Source organism: Catenulispora sp. GP43, from assembly GCF_041260665.1.
Lineage (GTDB): Bacteria > Actinomycetota > Actinomycetes > Streptomycetales > Catenulisporaceae > Catenulispora.
Genome location: NZ_JBGCCT010000011.1, coordinates 91,789 through 116,320, shown reverse-complemented (window position 1 = coordinate 116,320; position 24,532 = coordinate 91,789). Strand labels below are relative to the sequence as shown.

The 24,532-nt window shown below is 72.0% G+C and carries 17 protein-coding genes; 10 read left to right on the top strand and 7 right to left on the bottom strand.

What is annotated here, in order from left to right:
- Nucleotides 1-12: 12 nt before the first annotated feature.
- Entirely contained in the window at nt 13-1,248 is a 1,236-nt protein-coding gene (locus tag ABH926_RS23285; protein ID WP_370367834.1) for an MFS transporter, read from the bottom strand.
- A gap of 63 nt (nt 1,249-1,311) precedes the next feature.
- Nucleotides 1,312-2,190: an esterase gene (locus tag ABH926_RS23280; protein WP_370367833.1), complete on the bottom strand. Its 879-nt coding sequence runs from the start codon at nt 2,188-2,190 to the stop codon at nt 1,312-1,314.
- A gap of 24 nt (nt 2,191-2,214) precedes the next feature.
- Between ABH926_RS23280 and ABH926_RS23275 the strand changes: the two genes are divergently transcribed.
- Together ABH926_RS23275 and ABH926_RS23270 are read left to right on the top strand one after the other, a co-directional pair.
- Nucleotides 2,215-4,326 (top strand): histidine kinase, encoded by a 2,112-nt coding sequence (locus ABH926_RS23275; RefSeq protein ID WP_370367832.1) that lies wholly within the window; start codon nt 2,215-2,217, stop codon nt 4,324-4,326.
- Nucleotides 4,327-4,336: 10 nt separating this feature from the next.
- Nucleotides 4,337-5,137, top strand: coding sequence for an LLM class F420-dependent oxidoreductase (locus ABH926_RS23270; RefSeq protein WP_370367831.1), 801 nt, complete (start codon nt 4,337-4,339; stop codon nt 5,135-5,137).
- A gap of 7 nt (nt 5,138-5,144) precedes the next feature.
- Here ABH926_RS23270 and ABH926_RS23265 read toward each other — a convergent pair whose 3' ends face one another.
- Nucleotides 5,145-5,753: a DNA-binding response regulator gene (locus ABH926_RS23265; RefSeq protein ID WP_370367830.1), complete on the bottom strand. Its 609-nt coding sequence runs from the start codon at nt 5,751-5,753 to the stop codon at nt 5,145-5,147.
- An 86-nt stretch (nt 5,754-5,839) separates the two neighbouring features.
- On the opposite strand from ABH926_RS23265, the gene ABH926_RS23260 reads away from it, so the two are divergent.
- Nucleotides 5,840-6,598, top strand: coding sequence for an ABC transporter ATP-binding protein (locus tag ABH926_RS23260; protein ID WP_370367829.1), 759 nt, complete (start codon nt 5,840-5,842; stop codon nt 6,596-6,598).
- Nucleotides 6,595-9,081, top strand: a complete 2,487-nt coding sequence (locus tag ABH926_RS23255; RefSeq protein WP_370367828.1) for an FtsX-like permease family protein — start codon at nt 6,595-6,597, stop codon at nt 9,079-9,081. Before ABH926_RS23260 ends, ABH926_RS23255 begins: the two co-directional genes overlap by 4 nt.
- An 82-nt stretch (nt 9,082-9,163) precedes the next feature.
- Here the strand turns inward: ABH926_RS23255 and ABH926_RS23250 are convergent, their stop codons facing one another.
- From ABH926_RS23250 to ABH926_RS23240, 3 genes are read right to left on the bottom strand one after another with little or no spacing between them, the layout of a single operon-like run.
- Nucleotides 9,164-12,406: a hypothetical protein gene (locus ABH926_RS23250; protein WP_370367827.1), complete on the bottom strand. Its 3,243-nt coding sequence runs from the start codon at nt 12,404-12,406 to the stop codon at nt 9,164-9,166.
- Nucleotides 12,403-14,250, bottom strand: a complete 1,848-nt coding sequence (locus ABH926_RS23245) for an HSP90 family protein (protein WP_370367826.1) — start codon at nt 14,248-14,250, stop codon at nt 12,403-12,405. Before ABH926_RS23245 ends, ABH926_RS23250 begins: the two co-directional genes overlap by 4 nt.
- A gap of 10 nt (nt 14,251-14,260) precedes the next feature.
- Nucleotides 14,261-15,316 carry a hypothetical protein gene (locus tag ABH926_RS23240; protein ID WP_370367825.1) on the bottom strand — a complete coding sequence of 352 codons (1,056 nt, stop codon included), beginning with the start codon at nt 15,314-15,316 and terminating at the stop codon, nt 14,261-14,263.
- A 270-nt stretch (nt 15,317-15,586) separates the two neighbouring features.
- Here ABH926_RS23240 and ABH926_RS23235 point away from each other — a divergent pair, with 270 nt between their 5' ends.
- Nucleotides 15,587-17,071 carry a glycoside hydrolase gene (locus tag ABH926_RS23235; protein ID WP_370368014.1) on the top strand — a complete coding sequence of 495 codons (1,485 nt, stop codon included), beginning with the start codon at nt 15,587-15,589 and terminating at the stop codon, nt 17,069-17,071.
- A 22-nt stretch (nt 17,072-17,093) separates the two neighbouring features.
- On the opposite strand, the gene recQ is transcribed toward ABH926_RS23235, so the two are convergent.
- Entirely contained in the window at nt 17,094-19,094 is a 2,001-nt protein-coding gene (recQ, locus tag ABH926_RS23230; protein ID WP_370367824.1) for a DNA helicase RecQ, read from the bottom strand.
- A 191-nt stretch (nt 19,095-19,285) separates the two neighbouring features.
- On the opposite strand from recQ, the gene ABH926_RS23225 reads away from it, so the two are divergent.
- From ABH926_RS23225 to ABH926_RS23205, 5 genes are all read left to right on the top strand, one after another.
- Nucleotides 19,286-20,140 carry a hypothetical protein gene (locus ABH926_RS23225; protein ID WP_370367823.1) on the top strand — a complete coding sequence of 285 codons (855 nt, stop codon included), beginning with the start codon at nt 19,286-19,288 and terminating at the stop codon, nt 20,138-20,140.
- A 141-nt stretch (nt 20,141-20,281) separates the two neighbouring features.
- The gene (locus ABH926_RS23220) at nt 20,282-21,280 is read left to right on the top strand and encodes a LacI family DNA-binding transcriptional regulator (RefSeq protein WP_370367822.1); all 999 of its coding nucleotides are present in this window, start codon (nt 20,282-20,284) and stop codon (nt 21,278-21,280) included.
- Nucleotides 21,281-21,408: 128 nt separating this feature from the next.
- Nucleotides 21,409-22,737 carry an ABC transporter substrate-binding protein gene (locus ABH926_RS23215; protein WP_370367821.1) on the top strand — a complete coding sequence of 443 codons (1,329 nt, stop codon included), beginning with the start codon at nt 21,409-21,411 and terminating at the stop codon, nt 22,735-22,737.
- On the top strand, nt 22,713-23,471 hold the full coding sequence (locus ABH926_RS23210) for a ThuA domain-containing protein (protein WP_370367820.1): 759 nt from the start codon (nt 22,713-22,715) through the stop codon (nt 23,469-23,471). The genes ABH926_RS23215 and ABH926_RS23210 overlap by 25 nt, the downstream gene beginning before the upstream one ends.
- Entirely contained in the window at nt 23,468-24,517 is a 1,050-nt protein-coding gene (locus ABH926_RS23205) for a Gfo/Idh/MocA family protein (RefSeq protein ID WP_370367819.1), read from the top strand. Before ABH926_RS23210 ends, ABH926_RS23205 begins: the two co-directional genes overlap by 4 nt.
- Nucleotides 24,518-24,532 lie beyond the last annotated feature (15 nt).

Below are 24,532 nucleotides of genomic sequence, written 5' to 3'. Positions count from 1 at the left end.
AGGGGGCAGGGGCTAATCCCGCAAAGCCCGCCATCCCGCCAGGGCCGCCAGTCCCAGCGCGATCCCCGATATCGAGAACCCCTCCCTCGGCCCGACATACTGCACCACCGCCGCGACCCCGAAGCCGCTGATCGGCGAGACTCCCGTCATCGCCACGCCCCACAGGCTCATCACCCGGCCGCGCATGTCCGGCGCGCAACGCAACTGGGCCAATGTGTTCGCCGATGCGATGAACCAGATGGACGTCACCCCGAGTGCCACCATCGCCGCCAGGGCGACCGGCATCGTCGGGGACAGCGCGATGCCGATCACCGCCGCTGCGGTCGCCAGGGCCAGCCAGCGGACGCGGCGGCCCGTCGGCTCCGGCTGTGACGCGGCCAGCAGGGCGCCGGGTAGGCCGCCGACGCCGAAGGCCGCCATCATCGCCCCGTATCCGCCGCCGCCTTGGTGCAGGGCGCGCTGGACCAGGGGTGGGAGGGCGACACCCATGCCGAAAATGAGGCCGGAGGCTGCCGACATCGGGAGCAGTGCGCGGATGATCGGTGAGCGGAGTGCGTAGCGTATGCCGTCGCGTGCCGCGCCGCGTGTCCGGCCGCGTCGGTGAGCCGGGGGCGTGGTGCGTGATCGCATCCGGATCAGGACGAGCAGCGGTGCCAGATAAGAGCCCGCATTCACTCCGAAGCACGCCGTCGCGCCCGGTCCGGCCAGTAGTGCCCCGCCCAGGCCCGGGCCCACTACGCGCGAGGCGTTCAGTGCCACTTCCCACAGGCCGACCGCGCTGGCCACGCCGTCGGCTCCGACCAGATCCACCACGTACACCTGCCGGGCGGGGGAGTCGACGGCCATCGTCGCGCCGGACAGGGCCGAGGCGAGCAGGACGTTCCAGACCGCGAGGGTGCCGGTGGCGGCCAGTACGGTCAGCGCCGTCGCGACGCCCATCAGGGCCGACTGCGTCACGATGAGCAGGCGCCGGCGGTCGGAGCGGTCCACCACCGCACCGGCCCAGGCGCCGGCGATCAGGGTCGGGCCCCAGGTGCAGACCGTCAGTACGCTGAGCCACACCGCGTCGCCGGTTTGTTGCAGCATCCACCAGGACAGTGCCACGGCCTGCGCCATCACCCCGGAGGCCGAGGTGATCTGGCCGGCGAACCACCAGCGGAAGTCGCGTTCTCGTAGGGCGCCGCCGATGCGGCCGAACACGGTGTCCTTGCGGATGCCGACGGCATCCGCTTCGACTGTCGCGGACAAAGTCCCTCCCAGGGCCGGGCCCGACCCTACTCCGGAGGGGTGGCGGCTCCGTGGGGCATTTCGTCAGGTGGTCACTTCGTCGTCTGTGGGCGGAGGTGCGATGAGACCCTTACTGCGCAACCAGTCGCAAAGCAGGCGTGAGAGTCGGGTGGAGTTGTCGTCCATCATCAGCAGATGCGAGTTGCCGGTGATGCCGCGCGCGGGGAGGTCGATCCACTCCGAGTCGGCGCCGAGCGAGCGCAGCGCGTCGTGGAAGCGGCGGGCCGAGGCGTATTCGTCGCGCCACATCGGGTCGTCGTCGAGGTGGTCGCCCCAGAGGAACACGTGCGGGATGGCGCGGAGCGGTGCCAGGTCGGTCGTGTCCGGGTCGGGGGCGCCGGACGGCTCGACGGCGATGTGGGCCCGGACGCTGTCCGGCAGCGCCAGTGAGGAACGGAAACCGTATGGCCCGGCGGCGCTGTGGGTCAGGAGGAGACAGGGGCCGGTCTGGTCCACGACCGCGTCGTAGCCGGCTTGGCGCATCGCCGGCAGGTCGCGGTTGACCGGTACTACCTGCTTCAGGAACGCGTCGAACGCCTCGGTCGGGAACCTGCTGTCGGGGTAGCCGATCCGGAACAAGTCCCAGAGGGTTTGGCGATCGCGGAGCAGCGCCTCGGTGGGCCGGGGGCGATAGGAGGCGCGTCCGTAGCCGACGCCGTCCGCGACCAGCACGTCGAGCCCGGCGGCCAGGAAGTCCCACTGCCAGCCCGGGCGGCCGTCCGGCGTGTCGCCGAAGCAGGCGCCGGTGAGGCCGCCGCCGTGCAGCATCAGCAGCGGGAAGGCGCCGCGCGGCCGGGCCAGCCGGATGTACTGGACGTGAGCCTGGCCCTCGAAGCGGCCGTCGCTTTCCTGTCCGCCCACCGGGAATCCGCCGACCGCGGTGACCGTGATCGTCTCGCGCATGGCCGCCAGTTCTACCATGAAGCGGTGGGGATCACGGGGAGCGACAGCCCGCCGCGGTTGGCGCGCGGACTGGTGTTCGCCGTGGCCGCGGCACTGGTGTCGGTGCACTTCATCAAGGCCGCGGGGCGCGTTCCCGACGATCCGGCGGCGGGGCTCGCCATCGTCGCGGCGTGTCTGGCGATCCTGCTGCTGGAGTTCCGGCCGGCGACGTGGCCGCGGATGGCGGCGCAGCTGGTGTGCGGGTTCGTGGCGGTCGTGCCGGCCGGCGCGTCGGTGGGGCTGCTGGCGGTGCCGGTCGGGGCCGTGTTCCTGCAGGGGCTGTGGCCTCTGGTTCTGCCTGTGCTCGGGGCGACAGCATGGGTGCAGGCGGTGCGTACGGACAGCGCGCGCGACACCGTCGACATGTGCGTCACGGTCCTGCTCGGCGGGATGGTCCTGTATGCCGTGACGACGCTCGCCGCCCTCGCCGCGCGGGTCCACGAGACCCGCCTGACGCTCGCCGCCGCCGCCGTGACCACCGAACGCCTGCGCATCGCCGAGGGGCTGGACACTGACCTTTCGTCGGGGCTGACCCGCATCCGGGAGCTGGCCGCGAAGCAGGATCCGGACGTCCTGGACGGCCTGCTCGCCGACGCCCGCGCCACCCTGGCCGCGACCCGCGCGACCGCCGCCGATCTGCGCAGCCTCTCGCTGGCGCCCGAGTCGGCCAGCGCCAGGGCCCTGTTGCAGTCCGCCGGCATCGAGGCGGAGGTGGTCAGCGGGCACACCGAGCCGCTGGGCCCGGCCGGGACCGTCCTGGCGACGGTGCTGCGCGAAGCCGTGACGGCGGTGGTGCGGGTCGGCGACGCGCGGCACTGCCAGATCGTCACCGGGGAGGCCGCCGGACAGGTCACACTGCGCGTCGTCAGCGACGGCGTGCGGACCGCGGCGCTCGGCACGGACGTGCTGGACGGGCTCGCCGAGCGGGTCCGCGCCAGCGGCGGGCGGCTGGCGGCGGGCCTGGAGGCGGACGGCCGCTTCGCGGTCGAGGCGTCGGTGCCGGCCACGCAGTCGGCGGCCGAGCCGGTGGACAGCCCGGAGCTGCGGCGCGCAGGGGTGCTCTACTACCTGCTGCTGGGCGCCTTCTGTGTACGGACCCTGCTTTACGTCCCGGCGGCGCTCATCGCCCCGGCCCTGCTGGTGCTGGCGGTGTTGTGCACGCTGCAGGTCGTCTACTCGGTCCGGGACGAGAAGCGGCACAGCGAGGCGGCGCTCGTGCTCTTCGCGGCGCTGACCTTCGCCCCGATGCACGCCTTCGGCCAGAACTGGATCGCCTCCCTGGGCCTGCTGACCGGCTCGCTGCTGGTCGCGCTGCCCCTGCCGTTGGCGGCGCCGGTGGTCGCGGCGGCCCTCGGCATCGGTGGCCTGCTGGCCTGGGCCGACGGCACGAGCGCGCTGTCGGCGGTGCTGAACGCGCTGGTGACGTGTCTGGTCGTCTACGGCATGCTGCGGCTGGCCCGCCTGGTGCGCGAACTCCAGCAGGCCAACGAGGGCCTGGCGCGCGCGGCGGTGGTGGGGGAGCGACTGCGCGCGGCGCGGGATCTGCACGACCTGCTGGGGCACGGACTCGCCGCGATCCTGCTGAAGGCGGAGCTGGCGCGGCGGCTGCGCGCGACCGATCCCGAGCGCTGCCTGACCGAGATCCGCGATGTGGAACGGCTGGCGGCGCAAGGGGAGAGCGAACTACGGGCCCTGACAGGCGGATCGCGCGAGCTGTCGTTCGGCGACGAACTGGCCTCCGCGGCGGCGGTCCTGGCCGCGGCCGACGTGGCGGTGGAGGTCGAGGGCGACGAGCTTCCGGTGCCGCCGGATGCGGGCGCGGTGCTCGGCGTGGTGCTGCGCGAGGCGGTGACCAACGTGCTGCGGCACAGCACGGCGCGGCACGCGAGGATCGCGGTCGCCGTGACCGGGGCGGTGGTGCGGTTGGAGGTCGAGAACGACGGAGTCGGAGCCGACGTCGGGGCACCGGGATCGGGCGTCGGCGGCCTGACCCTGCGCCTGGCCGAGCACGGCGGGACGCTGACCGCCGGGCCGGACGACGGCTGGTACCTGCTGTGCGCGGAGTTGCCGCAATCCGAACGCGATCGCCGTCAGTAGGCTCTCACTCGTGATCACTCAGACTTCGTCGAAGACCCGTGTCGGTATCCAGCTGGCGCCGCAGCACGTCGACTACCCGGCCATCCGCCGGGCGGCCGCGCAGGCCGAGGAACTGGGAGTGGACGTCCTGTTCAACTGGGATCACTTCTTCCCGCTCGGCAAGGTGAGCCAGGGCAAGCACTTCGAGTGCTGGACCATGCTCGGAGCCTGGGCCGAGGCCACCTCGCGGGTCGAGATCGGCCCGCTGGTCACCTGCAACAGCTACCGCAACCCGGACCTGCTCGCCGACATGGCCCGAACCGTCGACCACATCAGCGGCGGCCGGCTCATCCTCGGCATCGGCGCGGGCTTCAAGGAACAGGAGTACGTCGAGTACGGCTACGAGTTCGGCACGCCGGGCAGCCGCATCGACGACCTGGCGCGGTCCCTGCCCCGCATCGAGCACCGCTTCAGCCGGCTCGACCCGCCGCCGACGCGCAAGATCCCGGTGCTGATCGGGGGCGGCGGGGAGAAGAAGATGCTGCGGGTCGTGGCGCGGCATGCCGACATCTGGCACAGCTTCGCCGGCGGCGACGTTCTGGAGCACAAGATGAAGGTGCTGGCGGAGCACTGCGCCGCGATCGGCCGGGATCCGGCGGAGATCAAGCGCTCCGTCCTGGTCGGCGGCGATCCCGCGGAGTGCGAGCGCGAGGTGGAGCTCGGCGTCAGCCTGTTCGTGGTCCGAGACCCGGGGCCGAGCTTCGACTTCGGCGAACTGCGGGACTGGCTGGCGTGGCGCGACGAGCACAACCGCGGTGGCGACGGCGGTTGAACCAGCCCTAGACCCACCCCGCCTCGCGGGCGATCCGCACCGCGTCCGTCCGGTTCCGCGCGTTCAGCTTCCCGACGATCGCCGTCAGCACGTTGCGCACCGTCCCCGTCGACAGGTGCAGCGCGGCGGCGATCTCCGGCGGCTCGGCACCGCCGGCCAGTTCGCGCAGGACGTCCTGTTCGCGCGGCGTCAGCGGGTTCTCCGCGAGGTCCCAGGCCGCGACGGCCAGGGACGGGTCCAGGACCCGGCCGCCTGCGGCGACCGTGCGGATCGCGGCGGTCAGCTCCTCCGGGGGCGCGGTCTTCAGCAGGAAGCCGTCCACCTTCGCCTCCAGCGCCCGGCGCAGCATGCCGGGGCGGCCGTTGGAGGTGAGCATCAGCGTCCGGCACGTCGGCACCTTCTGCTTCAGCCGCGCCGCGGCCTCCAGCCCGTCGATGCCGCCGGGCATGTCGATGTCCAGCAGGGCCACGTCCGGGGCGAACACCAGCGCCTGCGGCACCACCTCGTCGCCGGTCGCGGTCTGGGCCACGACCTCCAGGTCCGGCTCCAGATCGAGCAGAGCGGCCAGGGCGCCGCGCACCACGAGCTGGTCCTCGGCCAACAGCAGTCGGATCACGTCACGACGATACCCGTGACGAGGTCACGGGTGATCGATGACGGCGTCTCTGGGGAACGGAGCCGCAGCTCGGCACGCTTATAAGCATGAACAAGGCGATCACCGGGACGGCGACGGAAGCGATCACGCTTCAGGCCGTCAGCAAGGTCTACGGCAAGGGCCGCGGCGCGGTCGCGGCGCTGCGCGAGGTTTCGGTCGGCCTGCCCAAGGGCGGCTTCACCGCGATCATGGGCCCGTCCGGGTCCGGCAAGAGCACGTTCCTGCACTGCGCCGCCGGCCTGGACCGGCCCACCGCGGGCACCGTCAAGCTCGGCGGGACCGATCTGTCGGGGCTCAGCGACACCAAGCTCACCGAGCTGCGCCGGGAGCGCGCCGGCTTCGTCTTCCAGACGTTCAACCTGGTGTCCTCGCTGACCGTGAGCCAGAACATCACCCTGCCGCTGCGGCTGGCCGGCAAGCGGGCCGACGGCGCGCGGCTGGCCGAGGTGGTCCAGCGCGTGGGCCTCACCGAGCGGACCCACCACCGGCCCGGCCAGCTCTCCGGAGGCCAGCAGCAGCGCGTGGCGATCGCCAGGGCGCTGATCGCCGACCCCGAGGTCATCTTCGCCGACGAGCCCACCGGCGCCCTGGACACCATGACCGCCCGGGAGGTGCTGGTCCTGCTGCGCGAGACCGTGGACACCATGGGCCAGACCATCGTCATGGTCACCCACGACCCGGTCGCGGCCGCCTACGCCGACACCGTCCTGTTCCTGGCCGACGGCCGCATCGCCGACTCCCTGCACGCCCCGACCGCCGCCGGCGTCGCCGACCGCATGATCCGCCTGGGAGCGTGGGCCCGATGATGCTGTCTCTGGCTGTCGCCACACTGCGCCACCGCAAGGGCGGCTTCATCGGCGCCCTGGTCGCCCTGTTCTGCGCCGCTGCACTGGTCACCGGCTGCGGAACCCTCCTGGCCACCGGCATCCTCGGGACCGTCAAGCCCGAACGCTTCGCCGCCGCGCCGATCGTCGTCACCGGCGACCAGAACGTGCACGCGGTGGAGAGCAAGGGGAAGGGCAAGGTCAAGAACAAGGCCAAGCCGGTCAGCGACCACGTGTGGGTCTCCGCGGCGCTCGCCGACCAGATCAGGGCCCTGCCCTCGGTGAAGGCGGTCGCCACCGAGGTGCAGTTCGCGGCCTACCTCCCCGGCGGTCCGACCAGCGATTCCTTCGGCCACGGCTGGGAATCCGCCTCCCTGTCCGCCTTGACGCCGGCCTCCGGCCGCGCGCCGGCGGCCCCGGACGAGGTGGTGCTCGACGCGTCCACCGCGGCCGCGACGAGGCTGCACGTCGGATCCACGGCGCCGTTGCGCACCGCGACCGGGACGATGCCGGTCCGCGTCGTCGGCATCACGGCGCAGGGCTTCCCGAGCCAGGCCGCGATCTACTTCGACACGGCTGAGGCCCGCCAGTTGGCCGGGCACGTGGGCCAGGTCGACGCGATCGGGGTGTTCCCAGCGGGGGATCCCGCTTCCACCGAGAAGGATGTCAATACCCTCATTGCCTCCGTCGCGCCGGGGGAGATCCCGGCTCCGATCGTCCACACCGGCGACTCCCGCGGTCCGGCCGAGTTCCCCGACTCCGCCAACGCCTCGGTGCGCCTGATCAGCATGGGCGCGGTGCTCGGCGGCACGTCGCTGATCGTCGCGGTCCTGGTCGTGGTCGGCACCTTCGCGCTGTCGATCCAGCAGCGGCAGCGGGAGATCGCGGTGCTGCGCGCCGTGGCCGCGACCGGCAAGCAGGTGCGCAAGATGATCGGCGGCGAGGCGCTGGCGGTCGGCCTGGCCGCGGGGGTGGCGGGGGCGTTCGCGGGGCTGCCGCTGGGCGCCTGGCTGCACGGCGAGTTCGTGGCGCTGGACATCATCCCGGCAAACGTCCCGGTGGTGCTGTCGGTGTTCCCGGTGTTCGCCTCGGTGCTGGCCACGGTGTTCGCCGGCTGGGCGGCCGCGCGGATCTCGGGGCGGCGGGCCACGCGGATCCGTCCGGTCGAGGCGCTCGGCGAGGCCGAGCTGAAGCCGCCGCGGGTGTCGTTCGTCAGGGCCCTGTTCGGGGTGCTGGCGATCGGCGGCGCCACGGTGCTGACGGCGGTGCTGACCGGTCTGCACACTGACGCCGCCTCGACCCCGGTCTGCTTCAACGCCGTGCTGCTGTGGTGCATCGCGCTGGCCTTGCTCGGGCCGTGGGTGGCGCGGCTGGCGGCGGCCGTGCTCGGCGTGCCGCTGCGGATGTCGCGGGTCGGCGGGTACCTGGCGGCGAACAACCTGCGCGCCGCCGCGCCCCGGCTGGCCTCGGTGATCACGCCGCTGACGCTGATGACGGCGATGGCCTGCACGATCCTGTTCTCGCAGACCAGCGTCGCCGACGCGGCCACGGCCCAGCGCGCGGCGGGGAACATCGCCGACTACGTGGTGGGGAGCAAGGTGCCGGCGAACGCGGCGGCGGAGGTGAAGGCGGTGCCGGGGGTGCGGACGGTGACGCAGGTGCTGCACGCGACGGTGCGCACCGGGCTGAACAACCGGAACGTGCTCGGCGTGACCCCGGCGGGCCTGTCCGACACGCTGGACCTGGGCGTCACGGACGGGAGCATCGCGCAGCTGACCGGGCCGGACACCGCGGCGGCGGCGTACGGGCAGGGGTACCACTTCGGATCGCAGGTCTCGATGACGCTGCCGGACGGGACGCCCGCGCACGTGACGATCGTCGCGCTCTACTCCCGGCAGCTCGGCTTCGGCGACCTGGTGGTGGCGCACGACCTGCTCGCGCCGCACGTGGACGTGCCTCTCGACGACGAGTTGTTGGTGAAGGCGCCGGGTGTCGCGCGTACGGCGCTGACCGGGGCCTTGAAGGCGGACCCGGGACTCGGGATCCAGGACCGGGTGCAGGCCCAGGCCTCGAACGACGACGCCGGCGCGAAGATCGGCTACGTGACCCTCGGCCTGATCGTGGCCTTCACGGCGATCGCGGTGGTCAACACGCTGGCGATGAGCATCAGCGACCGGGGCCGCGAGTTCGCGGCGCTGCGGCTGACCGGCGCGACGCGGCGTCAGGTGCGGCGGATGCTGGGCTGGGAGACGGCGACCGCGGTGGTGGTGGCCGCCGCGCTGGGGCTGGCGGTGGCGACCGCGGTGCTGACGACGTACGCGAGCGGGATGACGCGCGGCACGTCCGGCGCCGCGATGCCGCTGGGGATGCTGGGCCTGGTGGTCGGCGGCGGCGCGGCGCTGGCGGGGCTGGCGACGTGGCTGCCGGCGCGGGCGGCCTTGGCGGCGGGACTGCGGGAGGGGTGAGGGTGCGGGCCGGTGCCGCGGCGCCGAGTCCGAGGACTGCCTCCGGCCTATGTGGCCGGAGGCAGCACTCTTGTCTTCTCTCTCAGCGGATGGCGTCGCGCAGCTTGCGCAGCGTGGCGACACCGTCAGAGTGCCCGGCGGCCTCGGCATCGGCGATGGCCTTGTCGAGCCTGGCTTTCGCGGCGTCCTCCCGATCCAGCGCCCGGTACTCGATCACGGCGGCCTGCCGAATCGCATCGAACCGCGGCGGAATCCCGGCGAATCCGGGCCGGTCGTAGAGCAAGGCAGCCTTCTCCAACTGCTCGATGGCCTCCTCCGGCCGCCCCGCCGCGTTGAGCACCCACCCGCGGGTGTAGCAGGTCTGAGCCTCATCGACCTCGACACTCAGGAACTGATTCAGCGCCGCCTCCGAGAAACCGACCCGCATCCGATCAGCCTCATCCAGATACCCGAGCGCCTCATCGGCCCCCTCAGCCCCGAAGGCATTGATCGTCTCCCCGGCCATATCCCGCAACGCCTCGGTCATGTCCGGAATCCGCGGCGCCACCGCATTCGACGCGACAGCCCGAGCCCACGCAGCCCGAGCCCCCTCCCAGTTCCGCGCCAACGCGAGCGCCCCGGCGGCCTCAGCCGCGGCAGCGGTCAACCGACTCGCATCAGCCCACCCGTCAACGGCATCGGCGACATGCAGGAACTCCACAGCCGCCGCCCGCGGCTCGTCCAACGCGAGCAAGCCCCGCGCCAGATCGGCACGGACCTGGACCATGAGCATGTCGGCGCGGGTGGGGTGCTTGACGGGCTTGGCAGCAGTCGGTTCGCCGAGTCCTGTGCTCGCGCCAGCGGATTCATGTCCAGCTGCTGCCGGCCCGCCGAGCTCTGCGCTCGCGCCTGCCAGGCCCGCTTCGGCCTCGCTCGCATCGCCAGATTCGTGCCCAACCGCAGCCGGGCCACTGGGCCCAGCGCCCGCATCGACTAGCTGTCCGGCCGAGGCTGCCAGGTCTGTTTCGGCCTCGCTCGCGCCGCCAAAATCGCCACCGCCGTCGCGTCCGCCCTCCGCATACCCCCCATCGCCCCGCAGCGGCACCTCCACCAGCGTCTCCAACACCGCGACCGCGTCCGCGGTCTGCCCCTGCGCCGCCAGCGCGCTGCTCATCCGCCAGCGGGTCTCCACCGCGCCGAAGGCGTCGCCCTCGCGGTCGAGGCGGACCGCGGCCTCGGCGAAGGCGCGGACCGCGGTGGCGGGTTCGCCGCCTTGCAGGGCGGTCTCGGCGAGCAGTCGGTGCAGGGGCGTCAGCTCGTCCGCGTCGACTGCGGGGTGTGCTTCGGCGATGCCCGTCTGCAGGACCTGCATCGCCTCGGCGTGGCGGTCCTGGCCGGCCAGGGCGAGGCCGAGGATCATGCGGGAGCGGTGCAGGCGCCAGGGCCACTTCAGGTCCGTGAAGATCTGCAGGGCGTGGCGGGCCGGCGGTTCGGCCGCCTTGGGGTCGTCGTGGGTGGCGTCGTACTCGGCGATCGCCTCCATCACCAGGGCCAGGCGCTGCGGTGCGTCGAAGCCGTTGCCCTCGCGGACCATGCGGTCGGTCTCGGCGCGGAAGACGCCCAGCCACCGTTCGCGGTCCGCGGCGTCGGACGCGCGGATCGCCGCGTTGCGGGCCGCGAACACCCGGCTCTGGTGCACCACCAGCTTCTGCACCTGCGCGTCGGCGAGATGCTGCCCGAGGCCGCCGCCGGCCAGCAGGGTGTCGATCTCCTGCAGCAGCGCGTTCAGTTCCGGCCACGCCTTCTCGGTGACCGCCGCCGCGTCAGCGTCCTGATCCCCGCGCGTCGCCTTGCTCCACTGCACCCGGGCCCGCGACGCGATCGCCCGGTCCGGACGCCCCGCGCGCTCGTAGCACGCGGCCGCCTCCAGGAAGTGCGCCTTCACCGCGTCCCAGTCCCGGTCCTGGTGCGCACGGCTCGCGCGCTCCGTCGCGATCTCCCCGCGCAGGATGTCGTCCACCTTGTCGGCGTCCGCACCGTCCGCGCGCTCCAGCAGCGCGTCCCACAGCCGCCGCGCGTCCGGATGGAACTGCTTGTCCAACGTCAGCGCCTCGGTCACCAGCGTCGCGAAGTCGTCCGGGACGGCCGTCGCCGGCTCCTGCGACACCGCGACCGCGACCGCGAGCCCGGCGGCAGGCGTTGCGAGCGGCGTATCAGCACCCTCCGACGCCGACAGCCTCGCCGCCCGCACCCCCAGGTTCAGCTCGGCGACCAAAGGCACCGCCGCCAGCTGCGCGGCGCGCCGCCCCGAGAACGCCGTGTTCCCGTTCCGAGCGTCGAACCGCGCCGTCAGCGAGTCCGCGTCCGCCGCGACCGACTCCAGCAGCTCGGCGACCGTCCACTCCCGCCCCAGCGGTCCGCCGCACGGCATGTCCGCGTGCCCGACCGCCGCCAGCCGGCGCAGCAGCAGCTCGACCCGGGTCAGGAACTCCAGCCGGCCCAGCGGCGCCGCCGTGAACCCGAACAGCGCCCGGTTCTGCGCCAGCAGCTCCAGCCCGCGCGCCTCGTTCCCGGTCAGCGCGCAGAACTCCAGGTGCCGTCCGACCGAGGCCAGGTACGCCTCGCGCCCCCGCACCGTCCGGTACGAGGCCAGGTGCGCCCCGCGCGCCTCGTCCGTCCGGCCCAGCCGTACCAGCGGCAGCAGCGCCACCGACTGGCTGACGTGCGGCTCCTCGTCGCACGTGCTGCGGCCGTCCAGCGTCGGCTCCAGCTCGGCCATCCCGAGCCCGTCCTCGCCGCGCCCGAAGTGGTACTCGGCACGCGCCCGGGCTTCGCAGGCCTCGCAGTCGCTCATCCGCGTCCGCCCGCGCGTGGCCCACAGCTCGTAGGCCAGCTCCTCGCCCTCGCCGACGTGCTGCGCGAGCGCGTGCAGCTGGCCGTACACCGGCTGCAGCCCGTGGTCGGCGGCCTCGTAGCGCTTGCGCATCTCGGCGATCCAGCCGCGGATCGCGGTCAGCGGCACGTCCGGCGTGGTGAGCAGCCCCGAGCCGACCCACTTGAAGTACCAGAAGACGCGGTGCGCCTCCCACTCGTCGAACGCCTTCGGATTGCGGTCCCACAGCCGCAGCAGCCGCGCGAACACCACCGGGTACTTCACCCGCTCGCCGCTGCCGTGGTACGCACTCATCAGCTCCACCAGCGCGGTGGCGGTGACCTCGTCGTCGCCGAAGACCTCGGCCTCGTCGGCGATCTCCTCGGCGATCGCCGCCTTGGCCCGGCCGTCGGCGCGCTCGCGGTTCTCGCGCAGCGCGCCGAAGAACTCCTCCTTGGTGGAGAACCCGCTCACGCCTCACCCCGTGTGTCGGAGGTCGTGGCCGCGGCGGCCGCGAACTCCAACAGCCCGATGAACGACCGGTTCAGCAACGCGTGGTCGGCCGGCCGCAACGGACGCCGCGACAACAACAGCGCCTGCCCGTACAGCGCCTCGATCGCGGTCTCGGACAGGCCGGCGTCCGCGATGTCCGCGATCTTGCGGATCAGGGGATTGAGATGGTTGACGATCAGCTGGGCCCGCGGCGCCGAGGACCCGAGCGAGCCCAGGATCCCGGCCCACAGTTCGTCGGCGTCGGCCGACAGCTCCGCGCGCCGCCGCTCGTGCCGCGCCTCGCGGTTGTCGACCAGCATGGCCGGCACGCCGACCGGCTGGAACGAGCGCAGCGCCACGTCGGTGTCGAACTTGTCGCAGACCGCCCGGGCCCGCGCCAGGAACGCCGCCGCGGCCAGCTCGGCGGCCGGGTCCACGGTGTCCAGGTGCGCGCTGACCGTCTCGGGGTCCAGGTCCGCGACCGTGACCCCGGGCCGGACCTCCGGCAGCCGGTGGACCAGTTCCCTGTCGTACACGTAGCCGCCGTTGACGACGCCGAGCCCGGCCGAGGCGGCGATCGGCGCGACCTGCCGGAACTCCTCGACGCTCTGCGTCACCAGCACCACCGGGTGCGCGCGGGCGAACTCGTCCAGGCTGACGTTGCCGTCGGTGGTCTCGAACGGCAGCCACGGCAGCAGCAGTGCCAGCAGCCGGTCGTCGTAGCGGGCCAGCGCCTTGACCGCCAGGTGGTGCACGTCGATGAAGCGCCGCAGCAGGGTCAGGTCCGAGGCCGCCAGCCCCACCAGCCACTCGCGGATCCGCTCGCCGATCGCGTCGCGCACCGCGGCCAGCGTCTCGTCCTCGTACAGCGCCTCGCGCGAGGCCGTCGGCCGCAGCCCGGTGGTGTCCACGACGCAGGACACGAAGAAGGCCCAGTCCGGCACCAGCTCCTGCGCCGAGTCCGACAGCAGCATGCCCTTGAGGTGGACGCGGTGCCCGGAGCGCTTCGTCGGGTGCACCGGCGTGGGCAGCACGAACGCCACGCCCTTGAGCCCGACCAGCGGCAGGTCCAGATCGATGGTGTCCAGCGGGGCGAAGTCGAACGTCGACTTCGCGTACCCGGCCAGCGCCTCGCGCCGGGCCAGCGGCGAGCCGTACTGCCGGTCCCACACCGGCGGGGTGTCGTTGACCTTGCTGACGTCGCCGAACCGGTCCACGATCTCCACGTCGTAGCGCAGCAGCGAGCCGAAGTGCCGGGCCAGCCGCAGCACGCGGTTGGGCTCCAGCCACTCGCTGCCGTCGGCGCGCGGCACCAGGGTGACCGTGGTGCCGGGCTCGGCGACCGTCCCGGCGGGCAGGGTCCTGATCTGGTACGTGCCGTCGCTGCGGCCGCGCCACTCCACGGCCGGCGCGTTCGCCTCGCGGGCGCTGCGCGAGACCACGGTGATCTCGTCGGCCACCACGAAGCAGGCCAGCAGGCCGATGCCGAACTGGCCGATGAAGTCCTGGCGCGCCGCGGTCAGGTCCAGGCCGCCGTCCTCGGCACGCTTGGAGGACCGGCCGATGGTGGCCAGGAAGGTGTGGACGTCGGCCTCGGTCAGCCCGACGCCGGAGTCCTCGACCTGGATCCCGCCGTCCACGCCGGTCCGGATCCGGATCCGCGACGGGGCCGAGGCGTCCAGCAGGCGGCGCGCCGTGATGGCGTCCACGGCGTTCTGCATCAGTTCCCGCAGATACACCTTCGGGGAGGAGTAGAGGTGGTGCGAGAGCAGGTCGACCAGTCCCCGCAGGTCGACCTGGAAAGTGTGGCCGGGTTCGGTGCTCACGTTGGCTCCCCTACTTCCTTCGCTTCTTGACGCAGTCCTGCCGTGCCACCGCGAACACCCGCTCGGGGTCGCCGCGATACCGCCACGGGGCCCTGGTGGCGTGGTCCCCGATCCGCTCGAACAACCGACCCGCGGAGTCCTTGTCGTCGGCCAGCCAGAAGGCCATCGCGAAGGCGTTCAGCGCGGTGTACGGGGAGGACGTGGGGGCGAAGGCCGGGTGGAACACTGAGGCGTTGGCGGCCCGCCGCAGCTCCCCGAGCACCTCCGCGTGCCGGATGTAGAGGTCGTCGGGGCCCTGTTCCAGGTCCAGCCAGTGCTCCAGGTGGGCCTGCGCGACGATCTCGCCGAGTCCGCTGCCCGGCGGTGCGTCCTGGAACACCTTGGCGGCGAAGGCGTGCATCTCCTCGTGCGACCCGCCCCACTTCGCGCACAGCTGCTGCAGCATCTGCCGGTGCAGGCCGACGTGGTCCGGCGCGCGCCGGACCCCGGCCTCGAACCGCCGGCGGGTGATGTCGGCGCCGTGCTCGAGCCCGCGGCTGGTGACGCACAGCGTGTACCAGGGCGCGGCACTGGCCGGATCGAGCTCGGCGGCCGTGTACAGGTACTCCTCGGCGACCCGCAGCCGCTCGTGGAACACCCGGAACTGCTCCTCGGACACCTGCGAGGCGCGATAGCCGGTGCGCGCCTCCCAGGCCCACGCCGAGTGCCGTGCACCGGCCACGCTCAGCGCGAGCGGGTCGCCGGGCAGCTGCTCGGGCAGCTTGAGCAGGAAGTCGCCCCCGAGGTCCTCGACGTTGGCGACCAGGAAGGTCAACCGCTCGAAGTCACCGCGCTCGCGCACCGGCCGCAGAATCGCCTCCATGCCCGGCCAGTCGGCCACCCGCGCGGCCTGCCGCAGCGCGGCCAGCTCCGGATCGCCGTGCGAGCGGTCGATCGGCACCGGCTTCACGGCGTCGGGCTGCGCGGCCCGACCGGCCTTCCCCGCGGCCCCCTGGCCCCGCCGCGAGCCGTATCCCTTGGACAGCCCGCGGACTATGGACGCGGCCGCCACGGCGGCGACCGCCATGCTCGGGATGCTCGACGTCAAAGTGTGATCCCCTCCGTTGGACCGGTCCGGCGCGGTTCTCGGTCCGGCACGGCTACCGTAGCCGAACGGGCTGTCACTGCGGTAACCGGTTCGGCCGCTGCGCCGCAGGTCAGCTATCCGGCTCGGGCACAGCGGCGGGAGCGGCGGGGGTGCCGCGGCAGAAGGGCGACACGCCGGGCGATCGGGCAGCTCGAGGGGCTTTCGCAAACCTGTTGAATCTGTAGCCTGACATCCGTGGCCGATAACAGCATGCGCCGACGTACCTTCCTCGCCGCCTCCGCGACGACCGCCGCCACCGCCGCGGCGTTCACCACCCTCGGGGTGTCCGACGCCAACGCCGACTACACCACCACGGTCGATCCGGGGACCTCCTGGGGCACGTGGGAGGGCTGGGGCACCTCCCTGGCCTGGTGGGCCAAGGCCTTCGGGAACCGCGACGACATCGCGGACATCTTCTTCACCCTCAACTCCGCCCCCTACAACGGCGGCACGCTGCCGGGCCTCGGCCTGAACATCGTGCGCTACAACGCCGGCGCCTGCAGTTGGAACTCCATCGGGGGCGCGACGATGGTCAAGGGCGCGGCCGTGCAGTCCACCCGGCAGATGGAGGGCTACTGGCTGGACTGGTACTCCCAGGACCCGGCCTCCTCCAGCTGGAACTGGTACGTCGACGCCCCGCAGCGGAACATGCTCTGGAAGGCCCGCGACCGCGGCGTCAACCACTTCGAGCTGTTCTCCAACTCGCCGATGTGGTGGATGTGCTACAACCACAACCCCTCGGGGTCGGCGGACGGGACCTCGGACAACCTCCAGTCCTGGAACTACCAGCAGCACGCCGTCTACCTCGCGACCATCGCCAAGTACGCGCACGACAACTGGGGCTTCCAGTTCACCTCCGTCGAGGCCTTCAACGAGCCGATCTCCGGCTGGTGGAAGGCCGACAGCAGCTCGCAGGAGGGCTGCCACTTCGACGTCTCGACCCAGGCCACCGTCATCAACTATCTGCGCGCCGAACTCAACAGCCGCGGCCTGAACGGCACCCCGGTCGCCGCCTCCGACGAGAACACCTACGACGAGGCCACCGCGACCTGGCAGGGGCTCGGCGGCACCGCGCAGGGCAACGTCGGGAAGATCAACACCCACGGCTACCAGTACGGCGGCGGCCGCCGCGACCTGCTCTACGACGCCGCCAAGTCGGCCGGCAAGGTGCTCTGGAACTCCGAGTACGGCGAGGGCGACGCCTCCGGCATGTCGCTGGCGAGCAACCTGAACCTGGACCTCACCTGGCTGCATCCGACGGCCTGGGTCTACTGGCAGGTGCTCGACGGCGGCGGCTGGGGCGCCATCCAGTGCGACGAGGCCGCCGGCACCACCGGCGCGGTCAACCCCAAGTACTACGTCCTGGCCCAGTTCACCCGGCACATCCGGCCCGGCATGCGGATCATCGACAGCGGTGACCACAACTCGGTGGCCGCCTACGACCCGGTGAACCACAAGCTGGTGATCGTCTGCACCAACTACGGGACCGCGCAGTGGATCAACTTCGACCTCTCGAAGTTCACCACCGTCACCGGCTCCGGCGGGAACGGTCTGGTCGGCCGGTGGGCCACGCAGACCGCCGGCGGGGACGCGTACACGTACCACGCGGACACGTTCCTGCACGGCAAGGTGTTCTGGTCGTGGTTCACGACCGACACCGTGCAGTCGTTCGAGATCGACGGGGTCTACCTGTAGCGCAAGGGTTCACCTGTAACGCTCACTCGGCGTAGTACTCATCGGGGTAGTCCTCCTCCGGAGGCTCCTCGAAGTCGAGCTCGGCAGGCGGCTCTTCAGGCGCGGGGCGCTCCGGGCGCTCCGCGCTTCCCGCAGTTCCCGCAGTTCCCGCAGTTTCCGCGCCTTCCGAGCTCCCCGGCCGGTCGAGGGCCTCGGCGAGCGCGTCCAGGATCGGCTGCCCGTACTTGGCGAGCTTGTTCTCCCCGACCCCGTTGATGGTGCCGAGCTGCCGCAGCGAGGTCGGGGCCTGCGTGGCGATCTGGCGCAGCGTCGCGTCGTGGAAGATGACGTACGCCGGGACGCCCTGCTCCTTGGCCGTCGCGCCGCGCCACGCGCGCAGCTTCTCGAAGATCGGCCGGGCCTCCTCGCCCAGCTCCTCGACCGCGGCCGACGACGACCGGCTCGCCTTCGCCGCGCGCGCCGGCTTCTCCGGCTCCCGCCGCATCAGTACCTTGCGATCGCCGCGCAGCACCGCGCCGCTGTCCTGGGTCAGCGCCAGCGTGCTGTAGTCGCCCTCGACCATCAGCAGGCCCTGTGCCAGCAGCTGCCGCACCACGCCGCGCCACTCGGGCTCGGACAGGTCGGTGCCGATGCCGAACACGCTCAGCTGGTCGTGGCTGAACTGCGTGACCTTCGGCGTCTGCCTGCCCAGCAGGATGTCGATGGACTGGCCGGCGCCGAAGCGCTGCCGCCGCTCGCTCTTGAGGCGGTAGACCGTGGACAGCAGCTTCTGCGCGGCGACCGTGCCGTCCCAGGACTGCGGCGGGTTCAGGCAGGTGTCGCAGTTGCCGCAGGGTTCGCCGGGCTGGCCGAAGTAGTTCAGCAGCTGGACCCGGCGGCACTCGATGGTCTCGCACAGCGCGAGCATGGCGTCCAGGTGCGCGGTGAGCTGGCGGCGGTAGGCGTCGTCGCCGTCCGAGGAGGCGATCATCTTGCGCTGCTGGACGACGTCCTGCAGGCCGTAGGCCAGCCACGCGGTCGAGGGCAGGCCGTCGCGGCCGGCGCGGCCGGTCTCCTGGTAGTAGCCCTCGACCGACTTCGGCAGGTCCAGGTGCGCCACGAAGCGGACGTCCGGCTTGTCGATGCCCATGCCGAAGGCGATGGTCGCGACGATGACCAGGCCGTCCTCGCGCAGGAAGCGGGACTGCGCGTTCGCACGCGTCCCGGCGTCCAGGCCGGCATGGTACGGGAGCGCCGCGATGCCGTTGTTCGCCAGGAACTGCGCGGTCTTCTCGGTCGAGGCGCGCGACAGGCAGTAGACGATGCCCGCGTCCCCGGCGTGCTCGGTCCGCAGCAGGTCCAGCAGCTGCTTGTTCGGCTCGGACTTCGGCACGATGCGGTACTGGATGTTCGGCCGGTCGAAGCCGGCGACGAAGTGCTTGGCGCCGCCCAGGTTCAGGCGCTCGGCGATCTCCCGGTGCGTGGCCTGGGTGGCGGTCGCGGTGAGCGCGATGCGCGGCACGTCCGGCCACCGCTCGTGCAGCATCGACAGGCCCAGGTAGTCGGGCCGGAAGTCGTGGCCCCACTGCGAGACGCAGTGTGCCTCGTCGATCGCGAACAGTGAGATCTTGCCGCGGTCCAGCAGCTGCAGGGTCGACTCCGAGCGCAGCCGCTCCGGCGCGAGGTAGAGCAGGTCCAGCTCGCCGGCGAGGAACATCTGCTCCACGAACCGGCGCTGGTCGGGGTCCTGCGTGGAGTTCAGGAACCCGGCCCGCACCCCGACCGCGGTCAGCGCGTCGACCTGGTCCTGCATCAAGGCGATCAGCGGCGAGACCACCACCCCGACCCCCGGCCGCACCAGCGCCGGGATCTGGTAGCACAGCGACTTGCCGCCGCCGGTGGCCATCAGCACCAGCGCGTCGCCGCCGCCGATGACGTGCTCCACGATCTTCTGTTGCGCACCACGGAACGAGTCGTAGCCGAAGACCCGCCGCAGGACGTCGTCCGCGTCGGTCACCGTTTGCGTCGTTTCGTGGGGAGCCATGGGACGAGTCTACGGAGGTGGGCGGGGGCGGGGGCGGGAGGTTGGGGGTTTTGCCAGGTCCGCCAGGCCTTCACGAGCGAGGGCACGGGTCGGCCAAGGGTCTTATCAAGGGTATGCGAACCCCTTTCCCGCGATTACCCTCACGGTGACCGCACATCCATGCCAAAGCACTGAGTTGGGAGCAATTCAGCATGCGCGTGAACAGGAATGGGCGAATCGCCGCGGCCGCCGCCATCATGGCCGCCGGCCTCGTCGGCGCCACCGCCGGCACCGGACAGGCCTCGGACGGCCCGCAGCACGTGGCCGGGTACACCGTGACCGCGAAGGCCGCGCAGGCCGGGGAGAACATGGACTACGGAGGCGGGCCCGTCCAGCTGCACCCGGTGGTGTACCTCGTATTCTGGGGGTCACAGTGGAACAAGGACACCAATGGGATACCGGCGTACCTGACCAGCATGTTCAAGGGCCTCGGGGCGACCGGGGACAACTGGTCGACCATCACCTCGCAGTACACCGACTCCAGCGGTCAGGGGCCGACCTTCAACGGCGCGGTGTTCGGCGGCTTGTGGATGGACAACTCCAAGGCCGAGCCGACCAACCCCAGCGCCAACGCGGTGGCCAACGAGGGCAACCGGGGTGCGTCGCACTTCGGCGTCTCCGGCAACGCCAACGCCCAGATCGTCGTGCTCAGCGCGCACGGCACCCACCCCGACGGCTGGCCGAGCTCCGGCTTCTGCGCCTACCACGACTACTCCGGCTCGGTCTCCTACACCAACATGCCCTACCAGCTCGACGCCCCGGCCGGCAGCCGCTGCCCGAACAGCGCGCTCGGCGGCCACCTGGACGCCTTCAGCATCGTCGAGGGCCACGAGTACGCCGAGTCGATCAGCGACCCCCAGGCCGGCAACGGCTGGGTGGCGCCGAACGGCGAGGAGATCGGCGACCAGTGTGAGAGCGGCTTCCAGAAGGTGACGCTGTCCACCGGGACGTTCGCGATGCAGCCGCTGTGGAGCAACAAGTCCAGCGGGTGCGTCATCCACAACTGAGGCTTCCCGCCTGCCCCAAGCCCCCCGCCTCATCGAGTACCGTGAAACCCGGGGCGGCGGCGCCCCGATCACGTGCGTTCGGCGTCCCCGTAGCGGGGGCGCCGTTCCTTCGTGGCGTTCCGCTGGCGGCAGGAGGCGACCTTGAACGTTTCCCCGGAGTCCCGGGTCAAACGCGCGACCATCGAGGACGTGGCCAGGCTGGCCGGGGTGTCGCGGCAGACCGTGTCGCGGGCGGTCAACGACAAGGCGGAGATCGACGCCGAGACCAAGCGGCGGGTGCTGGACGCCGCGCGCAGCCTGAACTACCGGCCGAGCCGGTTCGCGCGGGGCCTGATCCGGCAGGACACCACCACGCTCGGGCTGATCATCTCCGACATCGGCAACCCGTTCTTCCCCGAGCTGGCCTCCGGCGTGCTGCGGGCCGCGCAGGAACGGGACTGGCAGGTCGTGCTCTACGACACCGGCGAGGACCCGGAGCGGGAGGTGCTGGCGCTGTCGACGCTGGCCGACCAGGCCGACGTCGGCGCCGGGTTCCTCACCACGCCGAAGGTCTTCGCGCACGCGGTGCGGCTCGGCGTGCCGTTCGCCGTCCTGGACCCCGGTTGGGACGCCGGGCACGCCCCGGGCGTCGGCATCGACATCGCGGCCGGCGTGCGGCTGGCGGTGGAGCACCTCGCCACGGCCGGGCATCGGCGGATCGGGATGATCGACGGCGCGGCCGATCCGCGCGACAAGCGGCGGACCAGCTTCCTGGCGGTCGCGCGGGAACTGGGCCTGGACGCCACCGAGGACGACGTCGAGAGCGCGCCGCGCACCGTCGAGGGCGGCGCCGCGGCGGCCCGGTCGCTCCACGCCCGCCGTCCGGAGCTCACCGCCGCGTTCGCCTACAACGACGTCCTCGCCGTCGGCGCGGTGCGCGGCCTGAAAGCCGCGGGGCTCCGGGTGCCCGAGGACTTCGCGGTCGTCGGCTTCGACGGCCTGCCGCTGGGGGAGCTGGTCGAGCCGCCGATCACCTCCGTGTACGTGGACATCCGGCGGATGGGCGAACTCGCCGTCGCCGCGGCGGCCGAACTGCTGGCCGGGCGCACGCCGGAGCCGGTCGTGGTCCGCCCCGAGCTGCGGGTGCGCGGCTCGGCCTGAGCCGTGGTCGGCGCGGCAATCCCGTAACAGGTCTTGACGAGAGTGTGTGACCTGCACCACTCTACTTCCCGTGAGCGCTCCCGTGAGCGCTCACGGGAGCACATCCCCCAAGCCCCGGGAGGCAGTGGATGTTCATACGTCGATACCTGGCACCGACTTCGGCCAAGGCTCTGGTCGCGCTCATAGCCGGCGCCGCTCTGGCCCTGTCCGCCTGCTCCGCGGCCGGCGGGAACTCGGGATCCAGTTCCGGCAGCGGTGGCGGCGGCGACAACACGATCACGTTCCTGACCTTCGAGACCCCGAACCTCACCCCGGCCTACTGGGACGCGGCCATCAAGCGCGTCACCGACCAGTACCCGGGCATGAAGGTCAAGCGCCTGGTGTCCCCGACCGCCGACCGCACCAGTTACGCCAAGCAGCTCAAGGCCTCCGGCCAGTTCCCCGACGTGATGATCGCGGTCACGCCGACCGGCTTCGCCCAGGCCGGCGACCTGTACGCCTGGCAGCCCGGTGAGCTGACGAACTTCGAGGTCCCCGACGGCGGCGCCATCGGCGGCAAGGTCTATCAGCTTCCTGCGAACACCCAGACCATCCCGATGGTCTACTACCGCAAGTCGATGTTCGCCAAGGCCGGCATCACCGGCACGCCGACCACCTACCAGCAGCTGCTCGACGACTCGGCCAGGCTCAAGGCCGCGGGCCTGCTGCCGTTCCAGGTCGGCGGCGGCTCCGACGCCTTCGCCGCGGTGCTGCCGCTGTCGGCCACCGTCGCCACCCAGGTGTACCGCCAGGACCCGAACTGGCTGGTCGAGCGGCACACCGACAAGGTGAAGTTCTCCGACCCGGACTTCGTCGACGCCCTGCAGCGGGTCGGCGACCTGGCCGCCAAGGGCTACATCGACCGCTCCGGCCTGTCCCGGAACTACGCCGACAGCCAGAAGGCGTTCCTGGACGGCAGCGGCGCGATGTACCCGATGGGCGTGTGGTTCGCCTCGGCCGCCGACGCCAGCCCGATCAAGGACGACATCGGCGTGTTCGCCTGGCCCACCGACGACGGCAAGCTCGTCATGCCCGCCTACACCGGCGGCGGCCTGGAGGTCAGCGCGCACGCCAAGAACCTGGACCTGGCCAAGAAGTTCGCTCTGGCCTTCCAACTGGACAAATCGAACCTGGACAACAACGTCCTCAGCGACGCGCTCTTCCCGGCGATCAAGGGCTACACGCCGCCGGCCACGACCGGCCCGGTGTTCAAGGAGTCCTACCAGCTGTACCAGCAGGCGCAGACGCAGGGCACGGTCGTGAAGGCCTTCAGCTGGGAGGCCGGCGACGACGCGCTGCTGCCGGGGATGGTCGACGTGGTCTACGGCGCGGTCGAGGACGTGATGCTCGGCAAGAAGTCCGCCAAGGACGCCGCGTCGTATCTGGACTCCGAGTGGGCGAAGCAGGCGTCGAGCTGATGCGCGTCCTGGTCTTCAACGAGAACCACCACGAACTCACCCGCCCCGAGATCGCCGAACGCTATCCGCTCGGCATCCACGGCACCGTCGCGGCGGCCCTGGCCGAAAGGCTGGGCCCCGCCTCGGGTACAGCCATCAGAACCGCGACCCAGGACCAGCCCGGCTACGGCCTGACCGCGGCGGCCGTGGAGGACACCGACGTCCTCGTCTGGTGGAGCCATCTGCTGCACGCCGAGATGGACGACGCGACCGTCGCCCGGATCCGCCGCCGCGTCCTGGACGGCATGGGGCTGGTGGTCCTGCACTCCGGCGCCGGCTCCAAGCTGTTCACCTCCCTGCTGGGCACCAGCGCGGACCGCCGCTGGCGGCACGGCGACGACCGGCACCTGGTGTGGACCGTCAAGCCCGGCCACCCGATCGCCGCCGGCATCCCGCAGCCGCTGGTGATCCCGCACGACGAGATGTATGGCGAGCCCTTCGACGTCCCGGACCCGGACGAGCTGGTGTTCGTGTCCTCGTTCACCGGCGGCGAGGTGTTCCGCAGCGGCCTGTGCTACACCCGCGGCGCCGGCCGGATCTTCTACTTCGGCGCCGGCGACCAGGAGTGCCCGGTGTACCACCAGAAGGAGGTGCAGGACGTGATCGCCAACGCCGTGCGCTGGGCCGCGCCGACCGGGCCGATCGCCAAGCATTTCGTGGACGAGCCGTCGCCGGTCGGGTGGTGGGACCGATGAGCGGATTCGCGACGATCACGACGCCCGGACCGCTGCGCGCGGTCATCGTCGGCGCCGGGTTCATGGGCCGCAACTGGGCCCGGGAGATCGCCCGGCAGCCCGACACGGAGCTGGTCGGCTGGGTGGACCTGGACGAGGCGGCGCTGCGGGAGGCGGTGAAGGAGGCCGGCTCCGATGTCCCGGAGAACCTCGCGATCGGCACCGACCTGGCCGCGCTTCTCGCAGACCTGGCCCCGGACATCGTCTTCAACAGCTCTCCGCCGGCCGCGCACCGCACCGTGACCACCGCAGCCCTCGAAGACGGCTGTGCGGTCCTGTCTGAGAAGCCGATGGCCATGAGCTTGGCCGAGGCCCGCGACCTGTGCGCGGTCTCCGAACGGACCGGCCGCCTGCTCGCCGTCACCCAGGACCGCCGCCAACTGTCCGGCACCCGCGCCCTGAAGGAGGCGGCCCGCCGCCTGGCCCCGCTCACCCGCTTGGAGATCGACTTCCGCCTGCCGCACCGTGCCGGACCTTACGTCCACCTCTGGGACGAGCCGCTGCTGCGCGAGATGGCGATCCATCTGTTCGACGCGGCGCGCGCGGTCACCGGCGCCGACGCTCGGTCGGTGTTCTGCACCGCCTACCGCACCCCGTGGTCCTGGTACCCCGGCAACGACTCCGCCGAGGCCCTGTTCCAGATGGACGGGGGCCTGCACTTCGCCTTCACCGGCTGCTGGACCGCGCGCTCGGGCTTCACGTCCTGGACCGGCCGCTGGTACCTGGAGGGCGCCGGCGGCTCGGCGGTCTGGGACGGCGTCGGCGCGCCGGTGCTCACCCCGGCGCGCCAAGAGGGGCAGCCCGAGCCGCCCTCCGAGACGCTGCCGGTCGAACCGCAGTCCCCTGAGTTCCCAGGTCTGGCCGAGGTGCTCGCCGGATTCGTCCGCGCCCTGCGCACCGGCGAGGCGCCGGACGGCGAGTGCCACGACAACCTCCGCAGCCTGGCCATGGTCGAGGCCGCCGTCGCCTCGTCGCAGTACGCCCAACCGGTCGTCGTCGAGAACTGATGAGAAGGGAGTACA

Coding starts and splice junctions, on each gene's coding strand:
- ABH926_RS23280 (WP_370367833.1), bottom strand. CDS start 2,190: ATGCGCGAGACGATCACGGTCACCGCGGTCGGCGGATTCCCGGTGGGC.
- ABH926_RS23260 (WP_370367829.1), top strand. CDS start 5,840: ATGAACAAGGCGATCACCGGGACGGCGACGGAAGCGATCACGCTTCAG.
- ABH926_RS23255 (WP_370367828.1), top strand. CDS start 6,595: ATGATGCTGTCTCTGGCTGTCGCCACACTGCGCCACCGCAAGGGCGGC.
- ABH926_RS23240 (WP_370367825.1), bottom strand. CDS start 15,316: ATGGCGGTCGCCGCCGTGGCGGCCGCGTCCATAGTCCGCGGGCTGTCC.
- ABH926_RS23235 (WP_370368014.1), top strand. CDS start 15,587: ATGCGCCGACGTACCTTCCTCGCCGCCTCCGCGACGACCGCCGCCACC.
- recQ (WP_370367824.1), bottom strand. CDS start 19,094: ATGGCTCCCCACGAAACGACGCAAACGGTGACCGACGCGGACGACGTC.
- ABH926_RS23225 (WP_370367823.1), top strand. CDS start 19,286: ATGCGCGTGAACAGGAATGGGCGAATCGCCGCGGCCGCCGCCATCATG.
- ABH926_RS23215 (WP_370367821.1), top strand. CDS start 21,409: ATGTTCATACGTCGATACCTGGCACCGACTTCGGCCAAGGCTCTGGTC.
- ABH926_RS23205 (WP_370367819.1), top strand. CDS start 23,468: ATGAGCGGATTCGCGACGATCACGACGCCCGGACCGCTGCGCGCGGTC.